General features: G+C 53.6%; 16 protein-coding genes and 1 pseudogene. 11 read left to right on the top strand and 6 right to left on the bottom strand.

Features of this window, described 5'->3' with window-relative positions:
* Position 1: 1 nt before the first annotated feature.
* From ssuD to ssuE, 3 genes are read right to left on the bottom strand one after another with little or no spacing between them, the layout of a single operon-like run.
* Positions 2–1147, bottom strand: coding sequence for an FMNH2-dependent alkanesulfonate monooxygenase (gene ssuD / locus PAT9B_RS06880; protein WP_013508535.1), 1146 nt, complete (start codon positions 1145–1147; stop codon positions 2–4).
* Positions 1148–1157: 10 nt separating this feature from the next.
* Positions 1158–2111: a sulfonate ABC transporter substrate-binding protein gene (locus tag PAT9B_RS06885; RefSeq protein WP_013508536.1), complete on the bottom strand. Its 954-nt coding sequence runs from the start codon at positions 2109–2111 to the stop codon at positions 1158–1160.
* A gap of 10 nt (positions 2112–2121) precedes the next feature.
* Positions 2122–2673, bottom strand: coding sequence for an NADPH-dependent FMN reductase (ssuE, locus tag PAT9B_RS06890; protein WP_013508537.1), 552 nt, complete (start codon positions 2671–2673; stop codon positions 2122–2124).
* Positions 2674–3420: 747 nt separating this feature from the next.
* Here ssuE and PAT9B_RS06895 point away from each other — a divergent pair.
* From PAT9B_RS06895 to PAT9B_RS06910, 4 genes are all read left to right on the top strand, one after another.
* Positions 3421–4428, top strand: coding sequence for a glycosyltransferase family 2 protein (locus PAT9B_RS06895; RefSeq protein WP_013508538.1), 1008 nt, complete (start codon positions 3421–3423; stop codon positions 4426–4428).
* A gap of 58 nt (positions 4429–4486) precedes the next feature.
* Positions 4487–5791: a flippase gene (locus PAT9B_RS06900; RefSeq protein WP_013508539.1), complete on the top strand. Its 1305-nt coding sequence runs from the start codon at positions 4487–4489 to the stop codon at positions 5789–5791.
* A 131-nt stretch (positions 5792–5922) separates the two neighbouring features.
* Positions 5923–6933 (top strand): quinone-dependent dihydroorotate dehydrogenase, encoded by a 1011-nt coding sequence (gene pyrD / locus PAT9B_RS06905; RefSeq protein WP_013508540.1) that lies wholly within the window; start codon positions 5923–5925, stop codon positions 6931–6933.
* Between the two features lie 152 nt (positions 6934–7085).
* On the top strand, positions 7086–7628 hold the full coding sequence (locus PAT9B_RS06910; RefSeq protein WP_013508541.1) for a cell division protein ZapC: 543 nt from the start codon (positions 7086–7088) through the stop codon (positions 7626–7628).
* 4 nt (positions 7629–7632) lie between these two features.
* On the opposite strand, the gene PAT9B_RS06915 is transcribed toward PAT9B_RS06910, so the two are convergent.
* Positions 7633–8742 carry a YcbX family protein gene (locus tag PAT9B_RS06915; protein WP_013508542.1) on the bottom strand — a complete coding sequence of 370 codons (1110 nt, stop codon included), beginning with the start codon at positions 8740–8742 and terminating at the stop codon, positions 7633–7635.
* Between the two features lie 109 nt (positions 8743–8851).
* On the opposite strand from PAT9B_RS06915, the gene rlmKL reads away from it, so the two are divergent.
* The 6 genes from rlmKL to rmf all read left to right on the top strand — a co-directional run bounded on the left by rlmKL (position 8852) and on the right by rmf (position 16809).
* Positions 8852–10966 (top strand): bifunctional 23S rRNA (guanine(2069)-N(7))-methyltransferase RlmK/23S rRNA (guanine(2445)-N(2))-methyltransferase RlmL, encoded by a 2115-nt coding sequence (gene rlmKL, locus PAT9B_RS06920; protein WP_041525919.1) that lies wholly within the window; start codon positions 8852–8854, stop codon positions 10964–10966.
* Positions 10967–10971: 5 nt separating this feature from the next.
* Positions 10972–12885 (top strand): ABC transporter ATP-binding protein, encoded by a 1914-nt coding sequence (locus PAT9B_RS06925; protein WP_013508544.1) that lies wholly within the window; start codon positions 10972–10974, stop codon positions 12883–12885.
* Positions 12886–12902: 17 nt separating this feature from the next.
* Complete coding sequence (pqiA, locus tag PAT9B_RS06930; RefSeq protein WP_013508545.1) at positions 12903–14186, top strand: membrane integrity-associated transporter subunit PqiA; 1284 nt, start codon at positions 12903–12905, stop codon at positions 14184–14186.
* Positions 14158–15801 carry an intermembrane transport protein PqiB gene (gene pqiB / locus PAT9B_RS06935; RefSeq protein WP_013508546.1) on the top strand — a complete coding sequence of 548 codons (1644 nt, stop codon included), beginning with the start codon at positions 14158–14160 and terminating at the stop codon, positions 15799–15801. Before pqiA ends, pqiB begins: the two co-directional genes overlap by 29 nt.
* On the top strand, positions 15798–16364 hold the full coding sequence (gene pqiC / locus PAT9B_RS06940; protein ID WP_013508547.1) for a membrane integrity-associated transporter subunit PqiC: 567 nt from the start codon (positions 15798–15800) through the stop codon (positions 16362–16364). Before pqiB ends, pqiC begins: the two co-directional genes overlap by 4 nt.
* A 277-nt stretch (positions 16365–16641) precedes the next feature.
* Positions 16642–16809 (top strand): ribosome modulation factor, encoded by a 168-nt coding sequence (gene rmf, locus PAT9B_RS29620; protein ID WP_013508548.1) that lies wholly within the window; start codon positions 16642–16644, stop codon positions 16807–16809.
* A 109-nt stretch (positions 16810–16918) separates the two neighbouring features.
* Here the strand turns inward: rmf and fabA are convergent, their stop codons facing one another.
* Complete coding sequence (gene fabA / locus PAT9B_RS06945; RefSeq protein WP_013508549.1) at positions 16919–17437, bottom strand: bifunctional 3-hydroxydecanoyl-ACP dehydratase/trans-2-decenoyl-ACP isomerase; 519 nt, start codon at positions 17435–17437, stop codon at positions 16919–16921.
* 66 nt (positions 17438–17503) lie between these two features.
* Positions 17504–19362, bottom strand: a pseudogene (locus tag PAT9B_RS06950) (AAA family ATPase).
* 53 nt (positions 19363–19415) lie between these two features.
* Here PAT9B_RS06950 and matP point away from each other — a divergent pair.
* Positions 19416–19883 carry a macrodomain Ter protein MatP gene (gene matP / locus PAT9B_RS06955; RefSeq protein ID WP_013508551.1) on the top strand — a complete coding sequence of 156 codons (468 nt, stop codon included), beginning with the start codon at positions 19416–19418 and terminating at the stop codon, positions 19881–19883.
* The last annotated feature ends 46 nt before the right edge of the window (positions 19884–19929 follow it).

Consider the following 19929-nt stretch of genomic DNA (forward strand, 5'->3'; position numbering starts at 1 on the left):
CTCAGCTCTGCGACACTTTTTGGGGCGCGAAGTCATGGGCGACCGCTTCACCGCGCGCTTTAATCGTCGACGGCTGTGGAATCTGCGGCACCGCCAGGTCGAGATGCGGGAACAGCAACTCGCCAACGCGATACGCCTCTTCCAGATGCGGATAGCCGGAAAGAATAAAGGTCTCGATTCCGAGGTCAGTATATTCCTGCATGCGTGCGGCAATCGTCGGACCATCCCCAACTAATGCCGTACCGGCACCGCCACGTACCAGGCCGACACCGGCCCACAAGTTCGGGCTGATCTCCAGCTTGTCACGGCGGCCACCATGCAACGCCGCCATACGTTGCTGCCCGACAGAGTCGGTGCGGGCCAGTGCGGCCTGCGCTTTGGCGATGGTGGCATCATCCAGATGGGCAATCAGCCGATCGGCCGCGCGCCATGCTTCTTCATTCGTCTCACGGACAATGACATGCAAGCGAATACCGAAACGTACTTTGCGCCCCTGAGCTTCCGCTTTCGCACGCACTTGGGCGATTTTCTCTTTGACCTGGGCTGGTGGTTCACCCCAGGTGAGATAGACATCGACCTGCTCAGCCGCCAGATCCTGCGCCGCGTCAGAGGAACCACCGAACCACAGCGGGGGGCGGGGTTGCTGCACCGGCTTAAACAGCAGACGGGCACCGCGTACCTTGACGTGCTTGCCTTCATAATCGACGGTTTCGCCTTCCAGCACACGCCGCCAGATACGGGTAAATTCGGCGGATTCGGCATAGCGCTCACGGTGATCGAGGAACACACCGTCGCCAGCCAGTTCCTCTGGGTCTCCGCCGGTGACCAGGTTAAATAATGCGCGGCCATTCGACAGACGATCGAGGGTGGCGGCCTGACGGGCGGCCTGGGTCGGTGAAATCACCCCGGGGCGCAGCGCGACCAGAAAACGCAGACGCTGCGTCACCGGAATCAGTGAGGCCGCCACCAGCCAGGCATCTTCACAGGAACGACCGGTTGGGATCAGCACGCCACCAAAGCCGAGACGATCGGCGGCTTGCGCAACTTGTTGCAGGTAGGCGTGATCCACCGGGCGCGCACCCTGATCGGTGCCGAGATAGTGACCATCGCCGTGGGTCGGGAGAAACCAGAATACGGATACGCTCATTATTCACTCCTTAAGGCTGGGCGGACTGTGGCTGCCAGATGCGGTCGGCGATCGTCACCTTCACCGGCATCAAATGGTTGGCATAGAACAGATCGGCCGTTTGCTGTTGGGCCTGCGCGGTATGGGCGCTGACCGGCGTAATGGTGGTAGGGGGCCGATGGTCGAGATAGCTGGCAATCACCGGTTTGGGCAGACCCATGGCCTGCGCCAGCAGATCAATACTCTGGTCGCGCTGGCTACGGGTTAACGCATCGGCATCACTGAAGGTTTGCAGCACCTGCTGTACAAAGTTGCCATTGGCGGCGGTGAATGGGCGCGTGGCAAGATAGAACGAACCGGTTTGATTCAGTTTGCTGCCATCGGCCAGCACGCGGACATTGCCTTGTAATAACGCGGCAGAGTAGTAGGGGTCCCAAATCGCCCAGGCATCAACGTCGCCCTGCTGGAAGGCCGCACGGGCATCGGCAGGGGTCAGGTAGGTGGGCTGAATATCCTTAAAGCTGAGACCGGCCTGCGCCAGCGCACGTAATAACAGGTTGTGCGAACTGGAGCCTTTCTGAAATGCGACCTTATGGCCTTTTAAGTCGGCCACGCTGTGAATCGGGCTATCCTTTGGCACCAGAATCACTTCGGCTTTGGGCTTGGGTGGCTCCGAGCCGACATACAGCAAATCCGCGCCTGCGGCTTGGGCAAAAATCGGTGGGATATCGCCGGTGCTGCCGAGGTCGATACTGCCGACATTCAACGCTTCCAGCATCTGCGGACCGGCGGGAAACTCAATCCACTGAATCTGCGTATGCGGGAAACGTTGCTCCAGCAGCTGATGGGACTTGGCCAGCACCATGCTGACCGAACCTTTCTGGTAACCAATACGAAACTGCGCCGGGGCTTCAGCGGCGTGTGTGCTCAGACTGAACAATGCGCTAAGGGTAAACAGCAGCAAGCCGGATAGCGTCCTTTTCATACGTCTTCCTTTATACGGCTTGCGCATAGGGCTGATGGCGACGATGCAGCGCATGCCAGAAGGTATCCAGCGCTTCATCAATGCGTGCGGCCAGTAACTGATCCAGTTCCGGCTGGCGGTCATAGTGTTGAATCTGGCTGTCGTCAGCGAACACGCCATGCAGCACTTCCTGCGCTTTCAGTGCGTTGAGCACCGGTTTCAGGGCGTAATCCACCGCCAACATATGTGCCACGCTGCCGCCACTCGCCAGCGGCAGTACGACTTTATGTTCCAGCGCGCGTTCCGGTAACAGATCCAGCAGCGTTTTCAGTGCGCCCGAAAATGAGGCCTTATAAATTGGCGTGGCAACGATTAAGCCATCCGCCAGCGCCAGATCCTCTTTGAGTGCCTGTAATGCCGGGGAATCGAAACGCGCATACAGTAAATCTTCCGGTTGAAAGTTGTGAATATTCCAGGGAATCACTTCGACACCGCGTGCTTCCAACGCCTGCTGGCACAGGCTCAGCAGCGCGGTAGAACGAGAAGGAAATCGTGGGCTGCCTGCCAGCGTAATAACCCGCATAGTCACTCCTTATAACTGAAAGTTATTGATTATCTGATATTGAGAACTGATGTGGTAATCCTGACAGAGCAGGGGGCAGGGCTTAAATGATTTATCCGGCAATGGTAAGCCGGAATCTGCAAATAAACGCCGGGTACCAATAATGATCTGTGGAGGGATCGATACGACAATTCCGAAAACCAGTGAGTCACAAAATAGAAATGATTCACTCTCTTAAAGCAATGAAATGCAGCAGCACAGATTTATTAGTGTGCAGAAGGATAACAACTGTATCGTTTGGGTTCACAAGTCATGTCCGCACCATACCAGCGCACAACGCTATTATATTCATTGATTAACGATAATCTTCCGTAAAAACAATCATGAAGCTGTGACTGACAGCAGGGTGATTATGTCTGGTTGTATCATCAGGTATCAATTTAATCGCTTTCGCTACTATCACTATCCATGACAAATAAACCGTTTTTAAATGGTTTTTTGTCTTAAATTACAAATGGCAAGATTTCTTTCGGGCGTAAAGAGTAAACCACAAGTCAACAGGGTGAAAATAATAAACGGATACTTTATGGCTGATAATCATTCTCTCTGGTTATCAGAGGCTCAGTTGAAAAACGGAACTGTCAAAACCTCCCGCCACTGATTAAGCTAGCGCTAAATGATTTTTTTGATAATGCATTCTGTGCGTTCTGGCGCACAGTGGTGTGGTTGCTGTTTTTCTTTTTAAAAAGTTTAAAAAAGAGAGTGCTTATGTCAGAGAAACTGCTGTCCGTTATCATTCCTACTTACAACGTAGAGAAATATATTGTTGAATGTGTGGATTCTCTGTTAGCGCAAATATCTGCGCCCAATGAAATCATTATTGTTAATGACAGCTCAACCGATGGCACGCTGGCACTGCTCAGGCATCATTACGGCAGGATGCCACAGGTGCAGATTATCACTGTTCCTAACGGTGGGGCCGGGCTGGCGCGCGACAAAGGGATTGAGCTGGCACAAGGGGATTTCCTGTTTTTCTGTGACCCGGATGACCGCGTCGCGCCGGGGCTGATACAGGAGTTGCAGCACGTGGTGCAGCAACACCCGCAGGTGGAGCTGTTCTGCTTCAACTCGATAGCCTTCGATCATGAAAAGCCACAGCTCAGCTCCTTCAAAGTGAAGCATGACCTTGCGGGTTTGCAACCGGCGCAACAGGTACTTTCCTCTTTATTACGCAACGGCACTTATACCTCTGCGGCGTGGAACTACATATTGAAACGCACAGTGGTGGATAATTATCAGTTACGTTTTGAGCAACGGGTGCACGAAGATCATTGCTTCAGCCTTGGCGCTTTTCTGAAAAGTCATCAGGCGTGGGTGAGCGAGAACAGTTATTATCAACAACGTGTACGTGCGGGTTCATTAACTAACGGAAGTAAAAATAGTGATTATTTTTTGCAGCGTTATCATGCTTTCATGCAGGCCTATCATGATTTAATGACCACGTTGGAGAAAAATAATTGGCGCAATCAGTTGCAGAAAGAGTATTTGTTACATTCTTTTCGCTTGATGATTTATCTCTCGTTGTATAACCGCACGCCGGTACCACATTACGTGATCAATGCCATTCGTTTTCTCGGTCGGGAAATCAAACCCACCGGTTTTAAAGAGTGGCTTTTATTGAATCAGCCGGAACTGTTTATTCGTCTCCAGAATTACAAAGTGAAGAAGGAGATGAAGAAAAACCGCCTTATTCCGAAAAGTGTTCAGGTGGTTTGATTGAACCAGGATTCAGTGCGAAAGTCATTGCTGGTATGAGCATTAAGGTTGTTGCGTCATGGCTAAAACACTCGATAAGAGTTTAGTGATTAATATTTTATCTTTGCTGGCCTATCGGGGAGCGTCATTTCTCTTTCCTTTAGTCACCTTGCCCTATCTGGCGCGTATTTTAGGCGTCAACCAGATGGGGGTGCTGGCGCTGGCGATTGCCTGCGTGATGTATTGCAGCACCATCTCAGATTGGGGCTTTAACGTTTATACCACCAAGGACATTGCCCACCATCGCGAAGATAAAACGCGGGTGACGCAAATTTTCTGGTCGACTTTCAACGCCAAATTATTGTTGATGCTGTCCACCAGCGGGGTGCTGTTGCTGGCTACCTGGCTTAACCCGGGTTGGCACTATCTGTTCTGGGTGGTGCTGGCGAATTGCACCACGTTGCTGGGTTCGCTGTTCTCCTTTGGCTGGTTGATGCAGGGGTTTGAGAAACTCGGCAAAACGGCGGTGATCGCCACCTTCGGTAATTTCTGCGCCATTCCGCTGACCTTTCTGCTGGTGAAAACGCCCGACGATACCTGGCTGGCGGCGCTGATCCCTGGCGTGGTGTCGATCATCAGCGCGTTGATCACCCTGCGGTTTGTATTAATGATGAAGGTGATTGGCCGCTATCGTTTCGAACCTGGTGAAATCAAACAGCGCCTGAAAGACAGTGTGCATGTGTTTATCGCCATCGCGGGTGCCAATTTGTTTAACAGCGTCAACGTGGTGATTCTGGCGGCCTTTACCTCTCACTACGCGATTGGTATCTATAACGGGGCCGATCGTCTGCGTAAGGCGGCAAACTCGGTGCCGGAACAGATCGGTAACGCGTTCTTTCCCCGCGTCAGTTATCTGTTCTCCCGTGATAAAGCGGCTGCTATCGCCGCAACACGGAAAAGTTTGCTGATCTCTTTCCTGCTCAGCCTGGGCATTGTGATCTTTACGTACTTCTTCGCCGATGAGGTGGTGGGTATTCTGCTGGGGAAAGAGTTTGTCGCCTCGGCAGACGTGCTGCGGGTGTTTGTGTTGTGCTTTCTGTTCGGCAACATCGCTTATCCGGCCGGGTTGCAGGTGCTGATCCCACACGGTCTGGCGCGCCAGCGTATGCTGGTGATGTTAGGCCCGGGGGTAATCAACATTCCGGTTTGTGCGTTTCTGGCCTGGAAGTACGGAGCAATCGGTGCCGCCTGGTCCATGGTGATTGCTGAATTTCTCGTCTGCGTGGGGATTTTTTGGGTCATGGCGCGGCACGGTATTCTGCGCGAATACCTGCATAATCCTCCCTCAACCCGTTCACCGATTAAAGATACCGCAAGTGAATGATGATGCAGGTCAATCTGACCTGCGTTTCCGCGCGCTGTAATTTACTTTTGTGCCAGAGGCCTTTACCATTCTGGCGCACATTTTCCCGTGCACCCCGACTTTCACGAAGCTTCCGCCATTCAGGAGAGTGCATGTTATATCCTATCGTCCGGCCGGCGCTGTTTAAGCTCGATCCAGAGCGCGCGCACGAACTTACCTTTCAACAACTGCGTTTTATCAGTGGTACGCCGCTGGAAGGGTTTATCCGCCAGTCGTTACCTGCGCGTCCAGTGAACTGTATGGGGCTGACCTTTCCAAATGCTCTGGGGCTGGCAGCCGGTCTCGATAAAAACGCCGAATGTATTGATGCCTTTGGTGCGATGGGCTTTGGTTTTGTCGAAGTTGGCACCGTCACACCCCGTGCGCAACCCGGTAATGATAAACCGCGTATGTTCCGCCTGGTGGAAGCGGAAGGCATAATTAACCGCATGGGATTTAATAATCTGGGTGTCGACCACCTGGTGGAAAACGTTAAAAAGGCGCGTTTTAAAGGAATCCTTGGTATCAATATTGGTAAAAATAAAGATACACCGGTTGAACAAGGCAAAGACGATTATCTGATTTGCATGGAGAAGGTGTATGCCCATGCCGGTTATATTGCCATCAATATTTCGTCGCCGAACACCCCAGGATTACGCACGCTGCAATATGGTGAAGCGCTGGATGATCTGCTGTCGGCGATCAAATTAAAGCAAAAAGAGTTGCAGGAACGGCACCTTAAATATGTTCCGGTGGCCGTGAAGATCGCGCCGGATCTTTCTGAAGAGGAATTGATCCAGGTGGCTGACAGTTTAGTCCGCCATGAAATTGATGGTGTGATTGCCACCAATACTACGCTGGACCGTTCATTGGTTGCCGGGTTGAAATACAGCGAAGAAGCCGGTGGTTTAAGTGGTCGCCCGGTACAAACACGCAGCACTGAAATCATTCGCCGCCTGTCACAGGAGCTGCAAGGCCGCCTGCCGATTATTGGTGTCGGGGGGATTGATTCGCTGGTAGCGGCGCGTGAAAAAATCGCCGCAGGTGCCACCCTGGTGCAGATATACTCCGGATTTATTTATAAAGGTCCTGGCTTAATTAAAGATATCGTGACCCACCTCTAAGACATTTCCCACATTCCCTCGCCAGGGGGTTTATTTATCCCTCTGGCTCGTTTATATTTTGTTCTGCTGGTGCATTTTTCAGCTTTTCCTTAGCGTTATTTTTCCTTGCTGTGAACCGCAATTTTGCGCAGCGATAAACCACAGGGCACATCATGAAAATCAAACCCGATGACAACTGGCGTTGGTATTTTGACGCGGAGCATGACCGGATGATGCTTGATCTGGCTGATGGCATGTTATTTCGCTCGCGCTTCTCACGTAAAATGCTCACGCCGGATGCATTCAGTGAAAGCGGTTTTTGCGTGGATGATGCCGCGCTTTATTTTACCTTTGAGGAACGTTGTCGTCAGAGCGGATTAAAAAGCGATCAACGTGCGGAGCTGGTATTAAATGCGCTGGTTGCCAGCCGTTTTCTCAAACCGTTGATGCCGAAAAGCTGGCATTTCACCAGCCACGCCCATAGCTGGCAGCCTGCCGCAGGTGACATGGTGGCGGTGACGCTGGCCGATAGCGGCGAGCAGGCACAACTGCTGGTGGTGGAGAGTGGTGAGAATGCGGCGCTGTGCCTGCTGGCACAACATGCACTGACCGTGGCAGGTAAAGGCATGGTGCTGGGGGATGCGATCAAAGTCATGAACGATCGCCTGCAACGTTGTCAGCAGGAATCATCCGCCCCGTTCGCCAGGGCGGTATAAGCGGTTACGCCAACTCAATATCTCCGGCGGGAATACAACTACAACTCAGGATGGTGCCATCGGCGCGCACGGCACTTTTCTTTAATGCTTTCACTTCCCCCGCTACCAGCGTCATTTTGCAGCTGCCGCAAATCCCGGCCCGACAGGAGTAGGGGATGCGAAAGCCCTGCATTTCCAGTTGCTCCAGCAAAACCTGTTGATTGTCGCCAACAAAGGCGCTGCCTTGATAACCGATGGTGACTTGACTGGTTGGGCTGGCGGTCGTCGCCAGCGTCTCCACCACCTGACCGGCACCGTAGGCACGCGTGGGTTGTTTTTCAATGATGGTGACGGGATCGCCGACCCGGATCACGCCGCTGTTCAGCGCAATTAAATTCAGACCGAAATCGATATCGCCGCTGCCATCCAGCGCACTCCGGAATCGTTGCAACGTCGCCAGCGGCTCGCCCTGCGGATGTTTCTGCCCACTTTCGGTTCCCACGGTGGTAAACACGCAGCGGCTACAGGGTTTCGGCATCTCAAAGGTGATATCGCCAATTTTCAGGGTTTTCCAGCTGTCCTCTTCCCACGCCTGCGCGCCACTGACCACCAGATTGGGGCGGAACTGTTCCACCCGAACGCTGGCGGGGCAGCGTTGTTGCAGATCCTGCAATGACGCCATATTCACCAGCAGATAAGGAAAGCCATCGGCGAAACTCAATGGCACCTGATCAAAGCGTTTAACTCGTCGGGTGGGTTGCGAGCCGGTCCAGCGTAGCTGCACCGGGCGCGGAAAAAAGCCGCTTAACCATTGATTGACCGCATCCGGGGCAACACGTGAAGTAAAGTGATTCCCCCATACTTCGGTGGGCGCGTCATCGGCGGCGAAATCGGCAAAGCGAATCAAGGCCTGGCTGCCGTCTGGTGCCTGTAAAAACAGACCATCCGGTAACAGCGCGGGCGTGAAGCGCACCATCTCCGGGTACTGACGGGCAGTGATAAACGTGCCATCGGTTTCGGTGACCATAAAGATGCGGTCAAAGCCCAGGCCGCTCTCCTGCACCTGAGCATGCGACAGCTGCAAACCACGCATCGATTTCACCGGATGGATATACAGACGGGACAACGTAATCATCACTACTCCCTGAAAGCCGTCATACAGGACAAAAAGAAGCTAACTTTAGGACATAGGACGCTGATTCGCTATAATGCGCAACAATTTTATCAAGGGTATAAGTGACGATATGAATTCTCTGTTTGCCAGTACGGCGCGTGGGCTCGAAGAGCTGTTGAAAACTGAGCTGGACGCGCTGGGTGCGCAGGATTTGCAGGTGGTGCAGGGCGGGGTCCATTTCGAGGCCGATGACCGCGTGATGTACCAAAGTCTGCTGTGGAGCCGCCTGGCTTCGCGAATTTTACTGCCGCTGGGAGAATTCGGCGTCTGGAGCGATCTCGATCTGTATGTCGGTGCCCAGAGTATTCCGTGGTGTGACATCTTCGACAGCAACACCAGCTTTGCCATTCACTTCAGCGGTACGAATGAAGTGATCCGCAACAGCCAGTTTGGGGCGCTGCGCATCAAAGACGCCATTGTTGACAGTTTTACGCGCCAAAATCTGCCGCGTCCTAATGTGGATCGGGAACAGCCGGGCATTCGTATCAATGCGTGGCTGAATAAAGATCGTGTCAGCATCGCGCTGGATCTGAGTGGTGATGCGCTGCATCAGCGTGGTTATCGCCAGCAAACCGGCCAGGCACCGCTGAAAGAGAATCTGGCAGCGGCGATTGTGATGCGTTCCGGCTGGCAAACCAGCACGCCACTGATCGATCCGATGTGTGGTTCCGGCACCTTGCTGATTGAAGCGGCACTGATTGCCTGCGATCGGGCACCGGGCCTGTTGCGTTCGCGCTGGGGTTTTAACGGCTGGAAAAAACATAATCAACCGTTATGGCTGGAATTGCGCAGCGAAGCGCAGCAGCGCGCCCGCGCAGGCACGGCGGCCACCAGCGCGCGTTTCTTTGGTTATGACAATGATGGGCGCGTGCTGGAGTGGGCGCGTGCCAATGCGCGTCGTGCCGGTGTGGCCGATCTCTTCACCTTTGCCCAACAGGATGTTCTGAAGCTGAGTAATCCGCTGCCCGCTGAAGTGACCGGCACGGTGCTGAGTAACCCGCCGTATGGTGAGCGTCTGGAGAGTGAACCGGCGCTGATTGCGTTGCACAGCCAGTTGGGTCGCATCATGAAGCAGAAGTTTGGTGGCTGGAACCTGTCGTTGTTCAGCGCTTCACCGGAACTGCTTAGCTGCCTGTCGCTGCGTGCCGATCGTCAATTCAAAGCGAAAAACGGCCCGCTCGAATGTGTGCAGAAAAATTATCAGCTGGCGGCCACCAGTGGGGAAGGTGCGGCACAGATCGCCGAAGATTACGCCAACCGCCTGCGCAAGAATCTGAAAAAACTGGAAAAATGGGCGCGTCAGTCGAACATCGATTGTTATCGTTTATACGATGCTGATCTGCCGGAATATAACGTAGCGGTGGATCGTTACGCCGAGTGGGTAGTGATTCAGGAATATGCACCGCCGAAAACGGTTGATGCCAACAAAGCGCGCCAGCGCCTGTTTGACGTGATCAGCGCCACGCTCAGCGTGCTGGAGATCCCGGCGAACCGCCTGGTACTGAAGACGCGTGAGCGTCAGAAAGGCAAAAACCAGTATCAGAAGCTGGCGGAAAAAGGCAACTTCTTTGAAGTGCAGGAATTTGACGCTCGCTTCCTGGTGAACCTGACTGACTATCTTGATACCGGCCTGTTCCTCGATCACCGTATTGCACGCCAGATGTTGGGCAAAATGAGTCAGGGCAAAGATTTCCTTAACCTGTTCTCGTACACCGGCAGTGCCAGTGTCCATGCCGGTCTGGGTGGCGCGAAATCAACGACGACGGTGGATATGTCGCGCACCTATCTTGAGTGGGCAGAGCGCAATTTACGCCTCAACGGCCTGACTGGCCGTCAGCATCGCCTGATGCAGGCAGATTGCCTGAGCTGGCTGCGTGAGAGTAACGAACAGTTTGACTTGATCTTCATCGATCCGCCGACGTTTTCCAACTCGAAGCGTATGGAAGACGATTTCGACGTGCAGCGCGATCATCTGATGCTGATGCAGAACCTGAAGCGTCTGTTGCGTCGTGGCGGCACCATTATGTTTTCTAACAATAAACGCGGTTTTAAAATGGATCTCGATGGGTTACAGCGTCTGGGCTTGCAGGCGCAGGAAATCACCCAGAAGACCCAGTCGCAGGACTTCGCCCGTAATCATCACATTCACAACTGCTGGCTGGTTAGCCACGCCGGTAAGGAATAAGTTTTATGTCACTGATCAGTATCCATGGCGCTTACCTTTCCTTCAGCGATGCGCCGTTGTTGGATAACACCGAGCTGCACATTGAAGAGGGCGAACGCGTCTGTCTGGTGGGCCGCAACGGTGCCGGTAAATCTACGCTGATGAAAATCATCAACGGCGAGCAGCCGCTTGATGATGGGCGCATTATTTATGAAACCGACCTGGTGGTGGCGCGTCTGCAACAGGACCCGCCACGCAACATCACCGGTTCGGTGTATGACTTTGTCGCCGAAGGGGTGGAAGAACAGGCGGAGCACCTGAAGGCGTACCACGCCATTTCCCATGTGGTGATGGAAGATCCGAGCGAGAAAAATCTCAACGAGATGGCGCGTTTGCAGGGCATTCTGGATCACCACAATCTGTGGCAGCTGGAAAGCCGCATCAATGATGTGCTGGAGAAAATTGGTTTACAGGCAGATACCGAGCTGTCGTCGCTGTCCGGTGGCTGGCTGCGTAAGGCGGCACTGGGGCGCGCGCTGGTCAGCAACCCACGCGTACTGATGCTGGATGAACCAACCAACCACCTCGATATCGAAACCATCGACTGGCTGGAAACCTTCCTCAAAACCTTTACCGGCAGTATCGTGTTTATTTCGCACGACCGTTCCTTTATCCGCAACATGGCGACACGTATTGTCGATCTTGATCGCGGCAAGCTGGTTTCCTGGCCGGGCGATTACGACCAGTATCTGCTGGGCAAAGAAGAAGCGCTGCGCGTGGAAGAGATGCAAAACGCCGAATTTGACCGCAAGCTGGCACAGGAAGAGGTGTGGATTCGCCAAGGCATCAAAGCGCGTCGTACCCGTAACGAAGGTCGCGTGCGCGCGCTGAAAGCGTTGCGCCGTGAGCGTTCTGAACGCCGTGAAGTGATGGGCAAAGCCAACATGCAGGTGGGGGAAGCCTCACGCTCCGGCAAGATTGTGTTTGAGCTGGAACACGTCAACTACGCTGTCGATGGCAAGGTGCTGGTACAGGACTTCTCTTCGCAGGTGCAGCGTGGTGACAAGATTGCGCTGATTGGCCCTAATGGTTGCGGTAAAACCACGTTGCTGCGCCTGATGTTGCAACAACTGAAGGCGGACAGTGGTCGCGTGCACTCCGGCACTAAGCTGGAAGTGGCGTATTTTGATCAGCATCGCGCGGAACTGGATCCGGATCGCACCGTGATGGATAACCTGGCGGAAGGCAAGCAGGAAGTGATGGTGAACGGCAAGCCGCGCCATGTGCTGGGCTATCTGCAGGACTTTTTGTTCCACCCGAAACGTGCCATGACGCCGGTGCGTGCGCTTTCCGGCGGTGAACGCAACCGCCTGTTGCTGGCGCGTCTGTTCCTGAAACCCAGCAACCTGATGATTCTCGATGAACCGACCAACGACCTCGATGTGGAAACGCTCGAACTGCTGGAGGAGTTGATTGATGGCTATCAGGGCACGGTATTGCTGGTGAGCCACGATCGTCAGTTTGTTGATAACACCGTCACTGAGTGTTGGATCTTTGAAGGCAACGGTGAGATAGGTACCTTTGTTGGTGGTTATCATGATGCGCAGCAGCAGCGTGCCGCCTATAAACAGCTGAAGACAGCACCGGCCGCGAAAACCACGACGTCAGTAAAACCGGCAGAAAAAAATGATGCCAGCAAACGTAATGTCGCCAAGTTAAGCTATAACCTGACACGTGAGCTGGAGCAGCTGCCGCAAAAACTGGAGCAACTCGAATCGCGCATTGGTGAGTTACAGGCGCAGATGAGCCATCCGGATTTCTTCAGTCAGCCGCATGATAAAACGCAGCCGGTGCTGGATGCCCTCGCGCAGACTGAGCAGGAACTGGAAACGGCGTTTGAACGCTGGGAAGAGTTGGAAGCGTTGAAAAACGGCGCTTAATACAGAAGGAAACCGGTATGTGTGCAGCGGATGATGCGCAATCGTGGATACTCTGTCCACAGTGCGATTTAACGGTTAAATTGCCTGCTATACCGGTCGGCAGCCGGGCGCGTTGCCCGCGCTGCCATACTACGCTGACCGCCAACTGGCACGAGCCGCAAAAGCGTCCGACCGGCTATGCTCTTGCCGCGTTGTTTATGCTGGTGCTGGCGAATCTGTTCCCCTTCGTTAATATGCATGTCGCCGGCCTCAGTAGTGAAATCTCGCTACCGGAAATTCCCAATGTGATGGTGCGCGAGGACTACAGTAGCCTCGCAACCTTGTTTTTGCTGTTCGTACAAGGCATCCCGGCATTCTGCATGGTGACCATCATTTTGCTGGTCAATCGTGTCAGAATGCCGCACCACCTGCGTCTGGTGCTGGCGCGTATCCTGTTTCAGTTACGTAACTGGGGCATGGCGGAAATTTTCATGGCCGGCGTGCTGGTCAGTTTTGTCAAACTGATGGCCTACGGTGAGATTGGTCTGGGGATGAGTTTCTGGGCGTGGTGCCTGTTTTGTGTATTGCAGTTGCGGGCGTTTCAGGTGGTGGATCGCCGCTGGGTGTGGCAGAAGATCGCGCCATTGCCCGCGCTCCCGCATGCACCGAAAGCGGGTATTAGCGGTTTGCAACAAGGGATGCGACGCTGCCCCTGTTGTACCGCCATCATGCCGGTGGCCCGTCATCACTGTAGCCGCTGTAACGTGGTGGCACATGCGCGACGCCCCCACAGCCTGCAATGGACTATGGCATTGCTGATTACCTCCCTGATGCTCTACCTTCCTTCCAATATTATGCCGATCATGGTGACAGAGACATTGGGCTCACAATATCCCTCTAACATTATGGCCGGGGTGATCTTGTTGTGGAGTGAAGGCTCATGGCCGGTGGCGCTGGTGATTTTTATCGCCAGCATCATGGTGCCGTCGCTGAAAATGCTGGCAATTGGCTGGCTGTGTTGGGATGCCAGTGGCCGTGGCCAGCATGACAGCGAAAAGATGCATCTGGTTTATGAGGTGGTGGAATTTGTTGGCCGTTGGTCAATGATCGATGTATTTGTTATCGCCGTTCTCTCCGCACTGGTGCAGATGGGGCGATTAATGAGTGTTTACCCGGCGCCAGGCGCGCTATTGTTTGCGATGGTGGTGATTCTCACCATGTTTGCAGCATTGGCTTTTGATCCGCGTCTGACCTGGGATCGTGTACGGAAAACCGAACGTAAGGAGCCGCGTCTTGACGGACAATCATCAGGGCATTGCTAACGTCGACCAGATTAAACGCTGGTCGCCGGTCTGGATTGTACCCATCGTCACGCTGTTGATCGGTGGATGGATTCTTTTTTATCACTTCAGCCATCAGGGGCCGGAAGTGACGCTGATCACCGAAAATGCCGAAGGTATTGAAGCGGGCAAAACCACGATTAAAAGCCGCAGCGTCAATGTTGGCGTAGTGGAAAGCGCGGTGCTGACTGATGATTTACATCATGTCGAGATCAAGGCCAGGCTGAACTCCGGCATGGAGAAACTGTTGCATGATGACAGCGTGTTCTGGGTGGTGAAGCCGCAGGTTGGCCGTGAGGGGATCACCGGTCTCGGCACCTTGCTGTCTGGTGCTTACATTGAATTGCAGCCGGGCACAAAGGGCGAAAAACCGACCAGTTACCCGCTGCTGGATGCGCCGCCGCTGGCACCGCCTGATGCAAAAGGTATTCGCATTACGCTGGACAGTAAAAAGGCCGGGCAGTTAACCCCGGGAGATCCGGTACTGTTCCGGGGCTATCAGGTGGGTTCAGTGGAGAGCAGCAGCTTTGATACCGATAAACGCATGATGACCTACCAGCTGTTTATCTCTGCACCCTATGATCGTCTGGTGACCACCAATGTGCGTTTCTGGAAGGACAGCGGCATCGCTGTGGATATGTCCTCTTCCGGGATGCGCGTAGAAATGGGATCGCTCACCACGCTGTTTAGCGGCGGTGTTAGCTTTGATGTGCCGGATGGGTGGGAGCTGGGTGACGTGGCACAGAACAAGGCCGAGTATCATCTGTTTGACGATCAGCGCAGCATCCAAAACTCGCTCTACACCAACCACATTGATTTCCTGATGTTCTTTACCGACTCGATTCGTGGCTTGCAGGCGGGCGCGCCAGTGGAATTCCGCGGCATTCGTCTGGGGACGGTTGCACAGGCACCTTATATGGTTCCCGGCGTCAATCAGGCTCTGGATAACGACTATCGCGTGCCGGTATTGATCCGCATCGAACCTGATCGCTTCCTCAGCCGTCTGGGCGGGGATTTCAACCTGGAACAACATCTCCAGGATGGTAAAAAACGCGGCCTGCGTGCGACGTTGAAGACGGGTAACCTGCTGTCAGGGGCGCTCTATATTGATCTGGATTTCTACGACAATGTTCCGGCTTATCAGGGACCCAACAAAGTTGCCGGTATTGAAGTGATTCCAACCGTCAGCGGGGGGCTGAGCCAGATCCAGCAGAAACTGTTGGCAGCGCTCGATAAGATCAACAACCTGCCGCTTAATCCGATGATTAATGAAGCGACCGGTACGCTGAAAGAGAGCCAGAAAACCCTGCAACAGTTGCAGAAAACGTTGAACAACCTGAATCAGATCACCGCCAGCCCGGCGATGAAGACGCTGCCGGCCGATATGCAACAGACGTTACGTGAGCTGAACCGCAGCATGAAAGGGCTGCAACCGGGCTCGCCAGCCTACAACAAGCTGGTGGGGGATATGCAGCAACTGGATAAGACGCTGCGTGAATTGCAGCCGGTGTTGAAAACGTTGAACAGCAAAAGTAACGCGCTGGTGTTTGAAGCCAAACCGGGCCAGGACCCACAGCCAAAGAGGGCGAAACAGTGAAAAAAGGGCTGATGATTGGGGCGCTGCTGCTGCTGGCGGGTTGCAGCAGCACCGTTGAAACCACTTACTACCAACTGCCTGCGGGTGCCGCTGTGGCACCTGTCAGCAGCGAGGCCAGTAGCCAGCAGCCGATGCTTTGGGTGCAGCAGATCAGCGTGCCAGATTATCTGGCGGGGAATGGTTTGGTGTATCAGACCAGCGACGTGAAATACGTCATCGCCGCTAATAATCTGTGGGCCAGTCCACTCGACCAACAATTGCAGCAAACGCTGGTGAATAATCTTAGCCGCGCGCTGCCAGGCCGTCTGGTGTCTGGTTCGCCGCTGGGTGACACGCATGATACGTTGAGCGTTAACGTGACCGGTTTCCAGGGGCGCTTTGATGGAAAAGCCGTTGTGAGCGGTGAATGGGTGTTGCAACATGAAGGACGCCTAATCAAACATGGCTTTAATCTGACGCTGCCGCAGACGGAAGATGGCTATGATGCCCTGGTGCGCACGCTGGCGCTGGGTTGGCAGCAAGTCGCCCAACAAATAGCGAATAATGCGATCGCGCTAAATTAAGAATTGTTCGAAGCTTAGCTAAGTCCTTGATTTGTCATTAACGAGTGGCAAAAATATCAGGGACTTTTTTATTGGCTAATCAGCCAGATAAGCGATTTTTCCGAAAATTTACCTCATTCTGTGATGTCGGTTTCAGGTCATATTTATGACATTGGCGTGAAATTTGCGCATTGATCTTTTCGGCGCATGGCGTTAGAACGTTAGAGTGGTTGAACATTATTCCACCACTCTATCTTTCCACCAGATTCCACCAGACCTGAAATGAGGGAAACGAGGTATGAAGAGACAGAAACGAGACCGCCTGGAACGAGCACATTCACGAGGCTATCAGGCCGGTATTACGGGACGCTCAAAAGAGATTTGCCCGTATCAAATGATCGACGCACGGTCTCACTGGTTGGGAGGTTGGCGACAAGCCATGGAGGACAGGTCGGCGGTGGCTTAGCACAGCCGGATGTCTATCGTTAAGGAACAAACCTCCGCGTAATGCGGAGGTTGTCATTTGTACCCTTCAACGATTGGAGATGACCCGAATCTTTCAGGGGACAGGGGAATCAGAAAGCGGTGGTGTCTTTAAACAGACCCACTTTCAGATCAGTCGCAGAGTAAATCAGGTTACCGTCGACAAACACTTCGCCATCAGCCACGCCCATCACCAGTTTGCGGTTGATGACACGTTTGAAGTGAATTTTATAAGACACTTTCTTCGCTGTTGGCAGCACCTGACCGGTGAACTTCACTTCGCCGACACCCAAAGCGCGGCCTTTACCTTCTGCACCTAACCAACCCAGATAGAAACCAACCAGCTGCCACATGGCATCCAGACCGAGACAACCTGGCATCACCGGATCGCCGATGAAGTGGCAATCAAAGAACCACAGGTCAGGGCGGATATCCAGTTCGGCTTCGACAAAGCCCTTGTCATATTTACCGCCGTCTTCGGTCATTTTGACCACGCGGTCCATCATCAACATATTGCCTGATGGAAGCGGCGGTCCGTTTTCGCCAAACAGTTCTCCGCGACCTGAGGCAACCAGGTCTTCTTTGCTATAGGATTCGCGTTTATCTACCATGTTCTCAATAAGCCTTATTTAGTGAAGCCCGAATATTAGCGAACAGTTGTACGCTGGGCAATGCTATCAGCTGTGGTTGAACCAGTTAAGCCAACGTAAGGGCCATGGACGCTGACGTGTTTCTTGCTGGTTCAGCTGCGCGATACGTTCCTGAATGGTGCTCAGCAGGGAATCCCCGCTTTCACTTTGCCACGCCACACCGGTCAGTAAGGGTAATGCTTCATCGACACTTTCAATCGCCCAGATATGGAACTGACCCTGCTGTACCGCTTCAACCACAGCGGCATTCAGACTCAGATGACGCACATTACTGGCAGGCAAAATAACGCCCTGCTGGCCGGTAAGGCCGCGTTCGTTGCAGATGCTGAAGAAGCCTTCAATTTTTTCATTGAGGCCACCGACGGGCTGGACATTGCCAAACTGGTCCACCGAACCGGTGACGGCGATTTGCTGATTGAGCGGCTGATTCGCCAGTGCACTGATCAGCGCACAAAGCTCAGCCAGAGATGCGCTGTCTCCATCGACTTCAGAGTAGGATTGTTCAAACACCAGTGAAGCGGAGAAGGGGAGCTGCTGCTCCAGCTCCAGCTCGGCAATCAGGTAGGCCTGCATGATCATCATGCCTTTAGCATGGATATTGCCGCCCAGCTCTGCTTTACGTTCGACGTCGGTAAATTCACCGTCACCCGGATGCACCACGCAGGTGATACGGGACGGTTCGCCCCACGGACGGGGATGGCCCGGAAACTCAATCACTGACAGACCGTTGATCTGACCGACGACTTCCCCTTCTGTCTCAATCATGATCTGGTTGAGCAGAATTTCATCACGCATACGATCGGCGAGGAAACTTTCGCGCCACTGGCGGGCTTCCAGCGCATCCTTCAACGCTTCAGCATTGAGGACATCGCCGTGCAGCGCGGCTTCCTGCATCTGGCGGCGTAACCAGCGTGGGCAAAGCGGTAAAGTGTCCTGATCGCCGGTATTACGCACGGCTTCATTGATCAACAAAGGCCAGAAGTCCGCTTCCGGGGCCGGCAAACCAGCCAGCTCGGCTTGGGTGAGCGTCCATTGGCACCAGGACGTCATATCGTCTTCATCCACCAACTGCAGACTCTCTTCAAACTCACTGTAAAGCGCCATTTCATGCGCTTCCGTGTCCAAAGTCTGAAAATCGGCCAATGCATCACGTTCGCCGCACAGAATCAGGCGCAGCTGTAACGGCAACGGCGGAATCGCAACCGGTAATGGCTGGCGCTCATTCTGGGAATGCCACTCAAACTGACCCTGTTCAACACATTTTTTCAGTCGTAACCACATCAGCGGTTGTGCCAGAAGTGTGTTGACGCTGAGGATCAGGGTGCCGCCGTTGGCGCGGTGGACTAAACCTGGCTCTAGCTGGACGCGGTCTTTAAACTGACGGACGCAGCCGAACAGCTGCTCAAATTCAATCCAGTCGGCATAGTGCACACCGCCCTGGCTGGTAAAGGGGCGATTTTCCGCGGGTGGCAACAAGCTGACATTGTCACCCATGACCAGATAATCACCGCCGAACAGGGATTCTTCATCAGGCTGAAAACGCTGCGCGGCAGAGGCAACCCAGGCGAGGTAGTCGCTGTTTTCCTGACTGCGTAACAACAGCAGCGGGAAACCTTGTTGTTGATGATGTAAATGCGCCAGGGCATTCAGCAGACGCGGCTGGACCGCGGCTAGACTATCGCTATCTTCCAGTGAGACGTTGGAGAAAATGGATTGGTAGCGGGTGCTATCCGGCTGCAGGGCTTGCCACGTAAGTTGAGAGCTGGTCAAAATATTCCATTCGTCGAATTCGGGAAAAGCGCGATTATACAGGAATCAACCGGGTTAAGCACTGCGGAGTTCCGGCCCGAATTGTGATGGCCGCAACATGTTTTTCCTTGCTGCATCCAGGAAAAAAGCTGTTATTCTTAGTTTGTTACGTGATCACGATGAGATTCCGATGAAATACCAGCAGCTCGAAAATCTTGAAAGTGGATGGAAGTGGAAATACCTGGTGAAAAAACATCGGGAAGGTGAACTGATCACCCGTCATCTGGAGCTGAGTGCTGCACAGGCTGCGGTGGATACGCTGCTGACGATGGAGAACAGCCCTGTCGACGTCAACGATTGGATTGCCCAGCATATTCATCCTGATTTGGATAATCGTCTTAAGCAGACCATCCGTGCTCGTCGTAAGCGCCACTTTAATGCGGAGCATCAGCATACCCGGAAGAAATCGATCGATTTGGAGTATCTGGTGTGGCAACGCCTGGCGGGCCTGGCGCAGCGTCGTAGCAGTACGCTTTCTGAAACTATTGTGCAGTTGATTGAAGATGCGGAACGTAAAGAGAAGTACGCCAGCCAGATGTCGACGTTGAAACAAGATCTCCAGGCTATTCTGGGTAAAGGTGACACCGGGAACGAGTAATCTTCTTTCTGCTGTCATCCAGCTATAAAAAAACCCCGCCGAAGCG

It is taken from the genome of Pantoea sp. At-9b, assembly GCF_000175935.2.
Classification (GTDB): domain Bacteria; phylum Pseudomonadota; class Gammaproteobacteria; order Enterobacterales; family Enterobacteriaceae; genus Pantoea.